Raw genomic sequence first — 14132 nt, forward strand, 5'->3', positions numbered from 1 at the left:
CATTTTGTCTATTTTTTTATCTTTTTTTCATTATACGTGAATGTATTGAAAATACAGAAGTATTCTCAATAGTCAAACCTATTTATAGCTAGGGTATATTTATCTGTTTTCTTTGAATAATACACTATGTTGTGTGTGTCGACGCAGTTAACCTACAACATGTGGTAAGTTTACCATATCCTCTCTCTCTGCCTATCGTCCTGAAGTTGCGGCTATTTTTTTCTTGACACTACGATTCGAACTGATATAAAAAGGAGTATGGTGGTGCAAAGTGGGGCAGAATGGTTTAGAGTAGTTTTAAAAGGGGTGTCATGGGGCAAAGTAGATTCCGAAGCAGAACAGAGCATATCTTGGATGCGAAGGGGCGATTAAATCTCCCCACTCGTTTTCGCGATGTGCTGCGTGAACTCGGGTCGGACATCCTTATGATAGCGCCCTGGAAAGATCATCTCCGTGCCTACCCCCTTGCAGAATGGGAAATTCTTGAGACGAAATTGCTGACCCATGGTGGAGAGCTTGGGAGCTTTGTCCGCTATGTTGTTGGTGGTGTGAGTGAATGTGTACTGGATAAACAGGGGCGAATCCGTCTTCCACCCGATCTCAGAACCGATGTAAATCTTGATAAAGAAGTGGTTTTAACCGGAATGCTTGACTGGATCGAGATCTGGGACAAAGACGCGTGGTACCGAGAAACGGCGACCACAAGAGAGGGCTTTGAAAATCATAAGGCGAATCTTGCAAAACTGGGAATACTCTGATGATCCATCCCGTAGAAAAGATTCATACCTCGGTGCTTCTCAATGAATGTATGGCGTATCTTCTTCCGACCAGTGGCAAGACCTATGTTGATGGTACCTTAGGTCTGGGAGGGCATACGGAAAGGATTCTGCAGTTATCTGCGCCCGATGGAAAAGTCATTGCCTTTGACTGGGATGAGAATGCTCTAGCAAAAGCGACAGAGAGATTGCAGGGGTTTAAGGATCGGCTACAGATTCAACGCCGTAATTTCGCTGAGATCAGTGCAGGGCTTGACAGTGTCGGTATTGAGCAGGTTGACGGGATGATGATAGACGTTGGCCTTTCTTCTCTGCAGCTGGATATGGGCAATAGGGGTTTTAGTTTCCAGCAGGATGAACTTCTTGATATGCGTATGGATGGCCGCAGGAGTGTAACTGCAGGTTCAATCCTTCAGACGGCATCCGAAGAAGAATTGGCTGACATCTTCTTCTATTATGGTGAAGAGCGGCAGGCAAGACCAATTGCGGCAGCTATAGTTGCCCATCGGAAAACTGAAAAAATTGAGACAACCAAACAACTGGTGGGGGTTGTTGCCAGGGCTGTGCCAAAACGATTTCACCCAAAAAGAATCCACGTTGCAACCAAGGTGTTTCAGGCACTGCGCATTGCAGTGAACACAGAGCTTGAAAATCTAGGAAAAATTCTGGACGACGGTGTGCAATACCTCAAACCGGGAGCCAGATTCTGTGTGATATCCTTTCACTCACTGGAAGACAGGATAGTAAAGCGAAAATTTAGAGACAATGAATTTCTTACGGTGCTGACCGGTAAACCGGTTTTGCCCACAGAAGAGGAAGTAGCAGGTAACCCACGCTCGCGCAGTGCACGACTGAGGGTTGCTGAGAAAAAATAGTCAGATGGAGGGGGAAATATGGAAAATTATAACAGCTTAGGGTCCTATACGCGTTCAACCGTAAAAATAGGTGTTCGACAGCATGTGAGATCCCGCAAAGGGCTAAACCTTGCTGCCAGGCTGGCTGAGTGGAAGCAGGCTGGGAAAATTGTTATCTGGATCCTTCCGGTACTCCTCATATTAAACGTGTTGTGTAGTTCAGCTATAAGCTCTATGGATCATTCAATCACAGAGATGAGTGTGGCCACCCGGTTCCTGGAGACGGAAAACGTAGAATTGCTTGCTGAAAAGGCGATTTTAGGATCTGAACTTAGCGTTAAAAATCTTGCAGCTGAGAAATTAGGTCTGGCAGAAGTGAAACGCGGGCAGGTTGGAGTCTTTAATCGCCAGTTTGGCACTTTTGATTATCGTTAACCGTTGATATGACCAAGCAGTCAAGGCTTCGGGTTCAGAAGACAAGAAAGAACCGCAAGCTGATTTTTTTTCTTGGGCTGCTTTGTGTTTTCTTCTATCAGTGTGAACAGCACTATCATTTATCGTCTCAGTTTGGGGAAATGTTATCCCAGGCGAAGAAAAAATTTGCTGAAAATGCCCTTGACCGGGGGACTATCTACGATAGAAATCTTAAACAGCTGGCCGTTACCATGGAGCGGGTGGCTGTTTATGTCAGAACCCGTGAGATTGATTCTATTGCAGATACCGCGAGTTCGCTTGCCTCGATATTATCCATTGATGGCGACAAGCTCAAAGGGCAATTAGAAAGTGGTGTACTCCGGCTCTGGGTTGCTAAAGACATCAGCCTGGAGCAGGAGCTGAAAATCAAAGATCTTGACCTCCCGGGTATCCATCTGCAAAAAGAAGAGAAGAGATACTATCCCAACGGTAAAGACGCCGCCCATCTGATAGGTTATGTCGAAGACGGCATAGGTCTCTCAGGTGTCGAATATTACTATGATCGTCTTCTTGCCACCAGAAAAAACCAGCAACAGGTAGCACAAAAACCTCTCAGTAATACGCAGGATCTTGTTTTAACAATTGATCTGAAAATTCAAAAAATTCTGGAAGATCTTGTTGCAGCAATTGGCGAAAACCAAGAAGTGCTCAAGGCGGCTGCCTATGTGATCGAGAGTGGTACAGGGGAGCTTATTGGTGGAGCCCAGTATCCGGGATTCGACCCGAACAGCTTTACCAAATATACACAGAGAGCCATAGAAAACATTTTTTTTACCCCGGTGTTTTTGCCCGATACCTTCCGGCTGTTTTTACGTGAAAGCGCTGTCCTGTATGAAATGGCAGATAATAGTAGGGGGCAGCTGCCCTGGAGCCTGATTGAGGAAGCGGGGAGTCTTGGTGGTCAGTTGCGTCTCTGGGAGTGGTTGAAGCTTGGGGATAAGGCAAGAACAGATTTTTTTGCAACCAAGACGTCCTCCGGCAAAATCGTAAAAAAGAGCCAACGGCTGGGAGAAAGTGATATTTCTTTTGGTTTGATCCCGGAATCCACTACACCCATGAGTCTGCTTGCCGGGTATTCCGTTCTTTTAAATGGGGTGAGCGATCGTTCCCCCTTCGTTGTAAAAAAAATTCTTGATATTGAAAGTGGCGAAGAAGTGCTGCTTGAAGGGATGACCGCCGATGAGGGCTATGTTGACAGCTTTCCCCACAAGCCTCTGCCTGAAGTGAGAAAACTCTTTGAAAGCATGGCGGTGAAAGAAGACTCCTCCTCACTTTATTTGCATGATAGTGTTCTTCTCACCACAGATTCTGCTGGGGAATTGCAACAATATCTGGTAAATGAACTCACTTTCGTTACCATTCCTGCGGACAGCCATGAGTTAAATCTGCTGCTTGTCGTTCAGCGTAATCCGGAAACTGTTGAGGAACAAGAGACCAAGAGTCGTCGGGTTGAAGAAATCATTGATGAGAAGGTTGAGCGGATATCGGTGCTTCAGCAAATTTCCTCAACCGTAGCTGATGTCCTGGAGCCTGAACAGCTGAGAATAGGGAATTTTCAGGGGCAGAGCCCTGAAGAATCCTTTGAAGAACCTGGAGAGACTTCCGCAAAAATAATCTCGATTCCGGGAGCAATGCCAGATCTGGTTGGCCTGAGTTTGAGAAAAGGGTTGCGTTTACTCGAAGGCTCTCCAATAGTAATCAGTATAGAAGGAACGGGGAGAATCGTACATCAGTCTCCTCCGCCAGGGACCCCACTTAAGGACAATATGGAATGCAAGTTAGTACTTGAGAGCCAGGAAGACCTCAGTATCGACAAATTGTCTGAAGGCACGTCAAAGAAGTAACTTCAGTTCATTGCAGTAAACAGCAAACTTATTTTGCAGGTAGAGTCTGATGACAATAACTCATAGAGAACACAGTATCGCATCGTTGCTTTCCGGTGTGCCTTGTACTGGGATGCTGAATACCGATGCACAAAAAAATAGTGCAGTACGTGTTAACGGGATTACTTCTGATTCAAGGCAGGTTAGGCCTGGTTTCCTGTTTGTTGCCCTGCAAGGGTCTGGCGCGGATGGACATAGTTTTATCAACAGCGCTATTGGTGGTGGTGCCAGAGTCGTCCTTGGGGTAACAGGTCGTTTAGAAGAAGCTTCACGTTCATATCCGGAAGTCATCTTTCTCGAGGTTGAGAACAGCCACAAGGCGTATGCCAGTATTGCTGCCAATTTTTTTGACAAGCCTGCGACAAAACTCACATTCGCCGCGGTGACAGGGACTAACGGTAAAACCACTGTTACCTACATCGTTGAAGATATACTCAAAGAGGCCGGGAAAAGTGTCGGTGTTATCGGTACAGTCAACAACCGATATACTACCTCGGGTGGGCTGACGACTATTCTACCAACCCGTTTCACAACCCCGGAACCTTTTCTTCTGCAACAGCTTCTCGCAGAAATGGTTGACGCAGGCATTGAAAATGTGGTTATGGAGGTTTCCTCCCATGCCCTAGCCCAGGCTAGGGTGGGAACCCTGAAATTCAGAGCCGCCGCTTTCACCAACCTTTCAAGGGATCATCTGGACTACCACAGGAATATGGCTGAGTATTTTCAGGCAAAAATGCTTCTGTTCAGGCAACACCTGGAGGCTGAAGCGACGGCGGTCATTCCTGCAATAGTGCATGAAGGTGAGGTGGCTGAAATGGTTACACAGCTTCATCAGTGCTGTGTAGATTTGGGCATAGATGTCATCCGCTGGGGAACTGCGGAAACTGCAGAAATCAGATTACTGTCTCACCATTCATCACTGGAAGAAACGACGCTCCATCTGGATATCTTTGGGGATACGGTCTCGGTCAATACCCGGCTTGTTGGATACTATAATATCGAAAATATTATGGTCGCCATGGGGCTGTGCCGCGCTCTGGGAGTGGCTGATAAGGTAATGTGTTCAGCTGTAGCCAAAACTGCCGGGGCACCGGGCCGTCTGCAGCGTATATTTACAAAATCGTGGGGAATTGCGGGGCCGACAGTTTTTGTGGATTATGCACATACGCCGGATGCACTGGAAAAGGTTCTGTCCACAGCAAAGGAGCTGCCTCATAAGGAGCTTTACGGGGTTTTTGGTTGCGGTGGAGACCGGGATAAAGGAAAACGGCCTTTGATGGGAGCCATTGGTGCTGGAACCTGTGATGTCTCAATTATAACGGATGATAATCCGAGAACTGAAGACCCTGATTTTATAGTAAGTCAGGTTCTGGAAGGCGTGAGGTCTGCAGGCAGCGTAATACGTCCGGTTGACTGGCTTATGACGAGAACTGAAAATGAAAGCGGCTGTGTGGTGATACGTGACAGACATAAGGCTATTGAAACCGCTGTAAGAACAGCGACTGCAGGTGATATTGTGGTTATTGCCGGAAAAGGGCATGAGCCGTACCAACTGACCATTAAAGGGAAAAAGTATTTTGATGACAGTATGCAGGCAAAAGATGCTCTGTTTTCCTGGACTGTACCCCATATCTTAGATGCTGTTTCGGGTAAATGTTTCTCGGGGACGAAGAGTGATCGCCTCCTTGGTCCGGTGGTGACAGACAGTCGGTTGAAAACCACAAAAGGTATCTTTGTGGCACTTCAGGGGGATAATCATGACGCTCATGATTACGCCAGCCAGGCTGCCAATAATGGTGCACAATGTCTTATCCTCAATCATCCGGTACTTGACGAAAACTCCGAAATCACGCAGATTATAGTCACTGATACCCTGAAAGCCTTGGGAGATTTAGCCGCTTACCGAAGAAAAAGAGTCGTATCGGAGAACAATCTACCGGTAATCGGTCTTACCGGCAGTTGTGGCAAAACCACTGTAAAAGAAATGATTGCCGCAATTCTCAAGCGTAGATATCCTGAGGGCGAAAACTACCCGGAAAATTGTGTATTGAAAACCGAAGGAAATTTCAATAACCTGATCGGTTTGCCTCTTTCACTTTTACCGCTCAGTGTGAATCACAGGGCTGCAGTGCTTGAAATGGGAATGAATGTGCCGGGAGAAATCAAAAGACTGGCTCAAATAGCGGATCCGGATATCAGCTGTATCACCAATATCCATGGAGCGCATCTCTTGGGTCTTCACTCCATAGAAGGAGTGGCTGACGCCAAAGAGGAACTTTTTCAGGCAACAAAAGAAACCGGTACACTTATCGTAAATCTGGATGATACAAGAATCACAAAACGATCAGAGAAATACAGACAAAAGAAAATTACCTTTGGTGTTCGATGCCTGGTTGAAGGCCTTGTGCCGGATGTATATGCTTCTGATATCCGCTTGATTGATGGAGGTGCACTGACTTTCACCCTGCACTGCCATGACCTGCAAAAGGAGATACATCTTTATATTGCGGGTACGCACAATGTCATCAATGCACTCTGTGCCACAGCGACTGCCATTGCTGCGGGCTGCTCAATAGATGAGATTGCCCTTGGTCTTGCCGATTTTCGAGCCCCTGATAAGCGCATGCAACTTGTGGCTTCAAAGTTTGGTTTTCAAATTCTCAATGATACCTATAACGCCAACCCCTCTTCAATGGAGGCAGGCTTGCGAGCCCTTGTACAGATTGGCTCAGGCAAAAAGATCGCAGTGATCGGTGATATGCTCGAGTTAGGTGATGAATCGGCAAAGGCGCATTACCAGATTGGCAAGTGCGCTGCAGATTTAGGATTGGACTTTGTTGTTTTTTGTGGGGAATGGGGAGAAGAAATAGTAAAAGGAATGACAGAAAACGGTGGGGCTAGAAATTTGATTCTGAGCGTAAAAGACAAGAGCGAGGTTGAAAAATATCTTCATGGCCTCATCGCAGCAAAACAGTTGGGCGATGGCGATCTTGTCCTCTTTAAGGCATCCCGTGGACTACGTTTTGAAACCATGGTCGATACATTTAAACAGTGAGACGCTTCTCCATGGCGCAATCTTCACTGTCGTAGAAAAATCTCCGAGGTATACCCTCTGGGAGTTAAAAAACAGGTATGAAATCAAACTATGTTGTATCATCTTCTCTATCCATTGCATACAAGCTTTAGTGGCTTCAATGTCTTTCGCTACATAACCCTGCGGACCATTGGTGGAGCCGTGACGGCTTTTATCATAATGCTTTTGCTCGGACCCATATTTATCCGTACCATGCGCCATTTCCAGATTGGTCAGGTTGTGCGTGATGATGGGCCGGCAACACATCTGGCCAAGCAGGGAGTGCCTACCATGGGAGGGCTACTCATTCTGGCGGCCATAACCGTAGGGACGGTTCTCTGGGCAAGGCTTGATAACCCTCTTGTCTGGTTGAGCCTCTTTGTCACCCTGTTTTATGGTTGTATTGGTTCAATTGATGACCTGAAAAAGATTACAAAGAAAAGTTCGGCTGGATTAAGCGCCAGGGGAAAACTGATCCTGCAGATTGCCGGAGCCTCTGTGGTAGGACTTTTTATCTATATACATCCAGGTTTTGATGGCCACTTGAGTCTTCCTTTTCTTAAAAATTTCAGACCTGACCTTGGGGTGTTCTATGTGGTTTTTGCTGTTATTGTAATTGTCGGCGCCTCAAATGCGGTAAATCTCACAGACGGGCTTGACGGCCTGGCAGCAGGCCCCACTATCGTCACCACGGCGGTCTATCTGATGTTTTCTTATCTTGCCGGAAATATGGTACTTTCTGATTATCTACAGTTGCCATACGTGGCGGGCAGTGGAGAGCTGGCAATATTTTGCGGCACAATCTTTGGTGCCTGCCTTGGGTTTTTATGGTTCAATGCCTTTCCAGCCCAGATGTTTATGGGAGACGTCGGTTCCCTGGCTCTTGGCGGTGCTTTAGGTGCTATTGCCATCATTATCAAGCAGGAATTTCTCCTTGCCATAGTTGGAGGTGTTTTTGTGATGGAGGCGATATCTGTTATTTTGCAGGTTGGTTATTTTAAGTGGACAAAAGGGAAGCGAATATTTTTAATGGCACCTTTTCATCATCACTATGAGAAAAAGGGCTGGCATGAATCCAAGGTTGTGGTCAGATTTTGGATTGTTTCTATAATTCTGGGGCTTCTGGCTCTGGCGACATTGAAGTTACGTTGATGGCAGATAAAGAACTCATATATCCTGGGCAATCTGTTTGTATCCTCGGTCTTGGAGTTACCGGCAAAGCCGCTGTCAGATACTGTCTGGCAAGAGGGGCTAAGGTTAGAGTCTCTGATGCAAGGTCTGAGGAGCGTTTTTTGCTGGATGAGAGCCAGTTTATACAGGAACATGCGCTGGAATGGGAGGCTGGGGGGCACAGTTTCGACTTCATTGTACAGAGTAAGGTGCTGTTGCCAAGTCCTGGGGTGGACCTGAGAGGACCGTTATATGCATCCCTTCGACAGGTCGGAGTGGTAATCGCGGGAGAACTTGCCGTTGTCGCTCATGAGTTTAATGTTCCCGTGGTGGCTGTTACGGGTACCAATGGAAAAACCACAGTCACCACTCTCATAGGAGAAGTCCTTGCCGCAAATGGCAAGAAGGTTTTTGTCGGAGGAAATATAGGTACACCACTGTATGAATATTGTCTTGCCAGTGATTCCTATGATGTTGTTGTTGTTGAAGTATCAAGTTTTCAGCTCGAAGCCTCAGGCGACTTTGCCCCGGATATAGCAATCCTGCTCAATGTTACACCAGATCATCTTGACCGTCACGAATCCATGGCAGGTTACATTGCCGCAAAAGAGATGGTATTTTCAAAGCAGTCGGTGGGGCAGCTTGCGGTTATAAATGGAGATGATCCGTACTGCGGACAGGTTGTTGTCCCTAAAGGTGTAAAGGTGGAGCGGTTCAGTACCTCTGATGATTGCTCACTGCAAATCACCGATAGGATGTTCAGGCTTGCAACAGATACTGGAAACCGAGAAGATTTTCTCTATGAATTTGCAGATTCAGGAGGCTTTGCCGCTTATAATTTTGCGGCTGCATTTCTGGCTCTGAGGCGATTGGGACTGACCCAACCACAAATTGACAAAGGTTTTCGGTTATTTCGCACTCTGCCACACCGTCTTGAGTTTGTCGCAAAGCATCGCGAGGTGTCCTTTGTCAATGATTCCAAAGCCACTAATACCGGCGCCGTTGTTGGAGCATTGGAGAAAATGCCCCAGGGTGTGGTTCTTATTGCAGGGGGGCGTGGTAAAGGTGATGATTACCGTCTTTTAAGAAAAAGTGTTGCGGAAAAAGTGCATACCGTGGTCCTCATAGGGGAAACGGCGGAAGAAATACGAGAGAGCCTTGCTGACGTCACGGTATGTCTGCAGGCGAAAACAATGGAAGAGGCCGTGAGCAAGGCTTTTGCTGCTGCTGCTGCCGGAGAAACGGTGTTACTTTCTCCGGCATGTGCAAGTTTTGACATGTTTAACAGTTATGGTCACAGAGGTAATGTTTTTAAGGCCGCAGTGCAGGAACTTAACAGTCAGAGACAAATGCATGGAGGTTGCTGAGTTGACCAGAGGAAACAATATACGTCTCCTGCTGACTGGTGGAGGAACAGGAGGCCATCTTTTTCCTGCAGTGGCGACGGCCCAGGAGTTTCAAAAGCAGTTCCCTGGGACAACGGTGCTTTTTGTCGGAACCAAGAGAAAAGTTGATACAGCCTCTCTTCTGAACTATGGTTACGAGAGTAAGACCATTGATTGTCACGGGGTGAAGGGCAAAAATATTGTTCAGCTGATCAAAGCCATCGTAACCCTTCCAAGGGCATATCTGCAGGCATTGCGAATTATCAAGGAGTTCAGACCGGACGTAATCTTAGGTGTCGGTGGTTATGTGACGGGGCCGGTCGTTTCCGCTGGAAAATCCATGGGGATTCCCGCTGTGATCCACGAACAAAATTCTGTACCCGGTCTTGCCAATAGAAAACTCGGGGCAATCGTCAATAAAATCTGTCTATCGCTACCTGGAAGCGGTGATCATTTTGATCAGGGCAAAATAGTCTATACCGGAAATCCAGTTCGCTCCGATATCAGGGCTCTTGCAGGACAAAGGACTAAAGCTCGAGGAGAAAAACGGACCATTCTTATTCTCGGGGGAAGTCAGGGAGCAAAGGCTATTAACGAGATACTTCCTTCAGCTATTGCCTTACTTGGCGCAGAGCGTATAGGCTCTGTCAAAATTATCCACCAGGTCGGTGATAAAGATGTGGATGGAGTAAGGGATGCTTACAAGGCTTGTGGTGTTGAAGCTGTCGTTGAACCTTTTTTCAGGAAGATGGAGCTTGTGTACAGCCAGGCTGATCTGGTGGTATCCAGGGCCGGGGCGACGACACTTGCAGAATTGTCTGTTCTAGGCAAACCTGCTATTTTAATACCGTACCCCTATGCGGCAGATAATCATCAGGAAAAAAACGGTCAATACTATGTTTTAGGAGGAGGCGCCCTGCAATTTCAACAGAAATCGCTCACTGCCAAAAAACTTGGAGATGTCGTGGCAGAGCTGTTGTTTGATGAGACAAAACTCATGAATATGTCCGCTGCAATGAAAAAATTATCGTTTCCGGATGCGCCTGAACGTATTGTCGCATGCTGTCTGGAGCAAATAAAGGGTCGCAGATAATGTACCGGAAAAACAAACATATTCATTTTGTCGGGATTGGTGGTATCGGGATGAGCGGTATTGCAGAACTGCTGTTAAACCTGGGATACACCGTATCCGGCTCTGATCTATACCTGTCACCGATTACCGATAAGCTCGTCAAGCTGGGCGGAACAGTTTTTAAAGGCCACGATGAAAGATGGGTTAAAGGTGCAAATGTTGTGGTGACCTCATCGGCCATCTCAAAGGATAATCCCGAGGTCGTTCAAGCCAATGCTGAGGCGATACCGGTTATCATGAGAGCTGAGATGCTTGCAGAGTTGATGCGTCTTAAAAAATATGGAATTGCGATAGCGGGCAGCCATGGTAAAACTTCAACGACATCCATGGTCAGCTCCATGCTTGCCTCAGCGGGTCTTGACCCGACCATAGTTATCGGTGGTAAAGTCGATGCCCTTGGGGGGAATGCAAAACTTGGCCAGGGTGAGTTTCTGGTTGCAGAAGCAGATGAAAGTGACGGATCATTTCTGAAACTCTCTCCCGTGGTAGAGGTTGTCACAAACATTGATCTGGAACATCTTGATTATTATAATGATATTGAACATATAAAGGACACTTTTCTCCAGTTTATCGACAAGATTCCTTTTTACGGAGCGGCAATTCTTTGTCTCGATGATGTTAATATTGCGGATATTCTTCCGCAGATCAAAAAAAGGACCCTGACCTATGGTTTAACGCCCCAGGCTGATATTTTTGCCGAAAAAATTATCTGGCGGGAAGGTCGGGTTCAGTTTGTTGTCAAAAACAGTACAGGTGAGCTTGGTGAGCTGTCAATTACTCCTCCCGGCATTCATAATGTGTACAATGCACTTGCTGCAGTTTGTGTTGGACTGGAACTCGAGCTCGGTTTTGCTCAGATCAAAACAGGCCTTGAAGGTTTTGCTGGCGTCCAGCGAAGAATGGAGAAGAAAGGGGAGAAAAAAGGAATTACCGTCGTTGATGATTACGGCCATCATCCTACGGAAATCAAAGCAACTCTCGACGCAATAAAGCAGGCATGGCCTGAAAAAAGACTCGTCGTCCTTTTTCAGCCCCATCGTTATTCGAGGACCAAAGCTTTGTTTAAGGACTTTCAAACCTGCTTTCACAAGGCAGATGTCCTGGTTATGTGTGATATCTATGCTGCTTCAGAGGCGCCCATTGAGGGGGTGTCCAGTGAGACGCTCCTCGAAGCCACCCGGCAACATGGGCAGCGGTATGCACACTATCTGGCTGATGTCGGAGCCATGGCACGCAATCTTTTGCCAATAATAAAAGAGGGGGATCTGGTGCTGAGCCTTGGAGCAGGCAATATTGTCAGGGTCGGGGAAGAACTCCTTGAACTCCTTGATGGACCTTTGGATGTAATATGATAACTCCCGATCTTCGCAAAAGACTAGAAGACATCTCCTGCGGAGAGGTTCGGTTTGCCAGCAGGCTTGCACCATACACCTCCTTTGCCATAGGTGGCCCTGCAGACGCCCTGGTATCTGTTCAAAATAAAGAAATGCTCATCTCCCTGCTGGAATTATTGCGGGGGGCTTCTCTCCCCTGGAGAGTGATAGGTAAGGGAAGTAACCTGCTGGTGAGTGATGCTGGGTACCGTGGAGTAGTTATTGTATTAAAGGGGAGTTTTACCAGGATCGGCACGCCTGAGCAGATTGGAGAGGATATCTTCAGGTTGTCTGTCGGAGCAGGATGTAGTGTAACCAGACTCAATACACACTGTTGCAGGATGGGCCTGACGGGAGCGGAGTTCAGTTATGGAATTCCTGGAAGTTTGGGTGGTGCGGTTTTCATGAATGCTGGTGCCTGGGGCGGGGAGATGTCTCAGCTTGTGACAGATGTCGGCCTGGTCACCATAGACGGTTACGAAAAACTTACCGCAGAATCCCTTGATTTTTGCTATAGAAAATGGCCAGGTTTTCAGTCCTATATTGGTCGGGCAGTTATAGTGGATGTGGGCCTCAAACTTCGGCCAGGTGATTCTGGGGCCATCAGAGAAAAACTTGATGACCTTTTGCAAAAAAGAAACCTACTCCATCCTCATAAGCATCCCAGTGGAGGGTCCTTTTTTAAAAATCCGGCTGGTGACAGTGCAGGAAGATTGATAGAAGCCTGTGGACTGAAAGGGAGAGCGGTTGGTGGTGCGATGGTTTCCGAAAAGCATGCAAATTTTATCATTAATACCAAGCAGGCAACGGCTGCGGATGTACTTCAACTTGCGGATATTGTGTCCCAGGAAGTGAAAAAACGTTTTGGTTTTACTCTTGAGCCGGAAATACAGATCATCTAAACTACCCAGCAGGAATTCAATCTGTAAGGTACTATAATGAACCAGAACTTGTTCCAAAGTGCCAGTTACGATCAAGTCAAGACTGTCTCTGTTAAATTGTAACCGCGGATCGCTATGAATATGTACGCTCGTATAAAACAGATTTTTGCAGCAACGCCAGGGAACAAAAGGAGTAAATACCAGGCGGGGGATATCTCCCTTCGGAATATACCCGGCAAAAGTAGAGAGTATGGAACTCCTAAAACCAGGCGGTCGAGTCTGCGGCGTTTTATAAAAAGGAACGCTCCCGCAGAAAAAAACGTGTATTCATCCCGGGATGAGACGAAAAGTTATAAAAATCTTGTTCGACTGCTGGTCTTTGCAAGTATACTGATTGTTTTTGTTATTTCCGGGGGGACGGGGCGTATAGAAAAGAGGCTGCAGCGAATTGAATACTTTAAGGTTGCTGAAATCAGCATATCTGGGGAATCGGTTCTTTCCAGGGAAGAGTTGAGGTCGACCGCCGGGGTAATCGCTCATCAGACAAGTCTGATTGGCCTGGATACCAAAGAGTTAGAAAAAAAATTACTTGCAAACTCCTGGGTGGCGCAGGCAAAAGTTCGGCGTAACTGGCCTTCTGGAATTGTGATTGATGTCGTAGAAAATATTCCTCTTGCCATTCTTCACCAGAAGACCACGGAGGGGACAGAATTATTTTATATCGATAAGAGGGGCAGGTCTTTCCTCTCTGTAAACCCTGGCTCTAAGGTCGATTTTCCGGTGATCACGGGCTTGTCTGATATAGAAAAACAAGAAACTCGTGATGCGGCATTACAGGAGGTCCTTATCTTTTTAAACAAGGCAAGAAGAAATGATCCCCATCTTCCTGTTCAGTCATTGTCTGAGATTCACGTAACCAAGGAGGGTGAATTGGTTGTGTATCTTGTAGAATATCCGTTTCCAATTTTCTTTGGAAATGGTAACACTAAACGTAAGTATGGAAGACTTGTCGAGGTTCTTAAAGCACTGTATAAAAAAGAGAAAGGCAAGGATTTGATTTCAGAAGTTAAATATATTCAGATGGATTATCTGCAGGATAAAGTGCTTGTAGCACAAAGCGGTCAGGGTTGA

At 46.6% G+C, this 14132-nt stretch carries 11 protein-coding genes; all 11 read left to right on the forward strand.

What is annotated here, in order from left to right; genetic code table 11:
- Nucleotides 1-311: 311 nt before the first annotated feature.
- The 11 genes from FCL48_RS21625 (at nucleotide 312) to FCL48_RS21675 (ending at nucleotide 14132) form a co-directional block, all read left to right on the forward strand.
- On the forward strand, nucleotides 312-758 hold the full coding sequence (locus tag FCL48_RS21625; RefSeq protein ID WP_136875593.1) for a division/cell wall cluster transcriptional repressor MraZ: 447 nt from the start codon (nucleotides 312-314) through the stop codon (nucleotides 756-758).
- Nucleotides 758-1651, forward strand: coding sequence for a 16S rRNA (cytosine(1402)-N(4))-methyltransferase RsmH (gene rsmH, locus FCL48_RS21630; RefSeq protein ID WP_136875595.1), 894 nt, complete (start codon nucleotides 758-760; stop codon nucleotides 1649-1651). Before FCL48_RS21625 ends, rsmH begins: the two co-directional genes overlap by 1 nt.
- An 18-nt stretch (nucleotides 1652-1669) precedes the next feature.
- On the forward strand, nucleotides 1670-2065 hold the full coding sequence (locus FCL48_RS21635; RefSeq protein WP_136875597.1) for a hypothetical protein: 396 nt from the start codon (nucleotides 1670-1672) through the stop codon (nucleotides 2063-2065).
- An 8-nt stretch (nucleotides 2066-2073) separates the two neighbouring features.
- Nucleotides 2074-3948 carry a PASTA domain-containing protein gene (locus FCL48_RS21640; RefSeq protein ID WP_136875599.1) on the forward strand — a complete coding sequence of 625 codons (1875 nt, stop codon included), beginning with the start codon at nucleotides 2074-2076 and terminating at the stop codon, nucleotides 3946-3948.
- A 49-nt stretch (nucleotides 3949-3997) separates the two neighbouring features.
- On the forward strand, nucleotides 3998-7042 hold the full coding sequence (locus FCL48_RS21645) for a UDP-N-acetylmuramoyl-L-alanyl-D-glutamate--2,6-diaminopimelate ligase (RefSeq protein WP_136875601.1): 3045 nt from the start codon (nucleotides 3998-4000) through the stop codon (nucleotides 7040-7042).
- A 90-nt stretch (nucleotides 7043-7132) separates the two neighbouring features.
- Entirely contained in the window at nucleotides 7133-8212 is a 1080-nt protein-coding gene (gene mraY / locus FCL48_RS21650; protein WP_136875603.1) for a phospho-N-acetylmuramoyl-pentapeptide-transferase, read from the forward strand.
- Nucleotides 8212-9597 (forward strand): UDP-N-acetylmuramoyl-L-alanine--D-glutamate ligase, encoded by a 1386-nt coding sequence (gene murD / locus FCL48_RS21655; protein WP_136875605.1) that lies wholly within the window; start codon nucleotides 8212-8214, stop codon nucleotides 9595-9597. The genes mraY and murD overlap by 1 nt, the downstream gene beginning before the upstream one ends.
- Complete coding sequence (gene murG / locus FCL48_RS21660) at nucleotides 9584-10708, forward strand: undecaprenyldiphospho-muramoylpentapeptide beta-N-acetylglucosaminyltransferase (protein ID WP_136875607.1); 1125 nt, start codon at nucleotides 9584-9586, stop codon at nucleotides 10706-10708. Before murD ends, murG begins: the two co-directional genes overlap by 14 nt.
- Nucleotides 10708-12099 carry a UDP-N-acetylmuramate--L-alanine ligase gene (gene murC, locus FCL48_RS21665; RefSeq protein ID WP_136875609.1) on the forward strand — a complete coding sequence of 464 codons (1392 nt, stop codon included), beginning with the start codon at nucleotides 10708-10710 and terminating at the stop codon, nucleotides 12097-12099. Before murG ends, murC begins: the two co-directional genes overlap by 1 nt.
- Nucleotides 12096-13022 (forward strand): UDP-N-acetylmuramate dehydrogenase, encoded by a 927-nt coding sequence (gene murB / locus FCL48_RS21670; protein WP_136875611.1) that lies wholly within the window; start codon nucleotides 12096-12098, stop codon nucleotides 13020-13022. Before murC ends, murB begins: the two co-directional genes overlap by 4 nt.
- A gap of 114 nt (nucleotides 13023-13136) precedes the next feature.
- Complete coding sequence (locus tag FCL48_RS21675) at nucleotides 13137-14132, forward strand: cell division protein FtsQ/DivIB (RefSeq protein ID WP_136875613.1); 996 nt, start codon at nucleotides 13137-13139, stop codon at nucleotides 14130-14132.

The organism is Desulforhopalus sp. IMCC35007 (genome assembly GCF_005116575.1).
Taxonomy (GTDB): domain Bacteria; phylum Desulfobacterota; class Desulfobulbia; order Desulfobulbales; family Desulfocapsaceae; genus Desulforhopalus_A.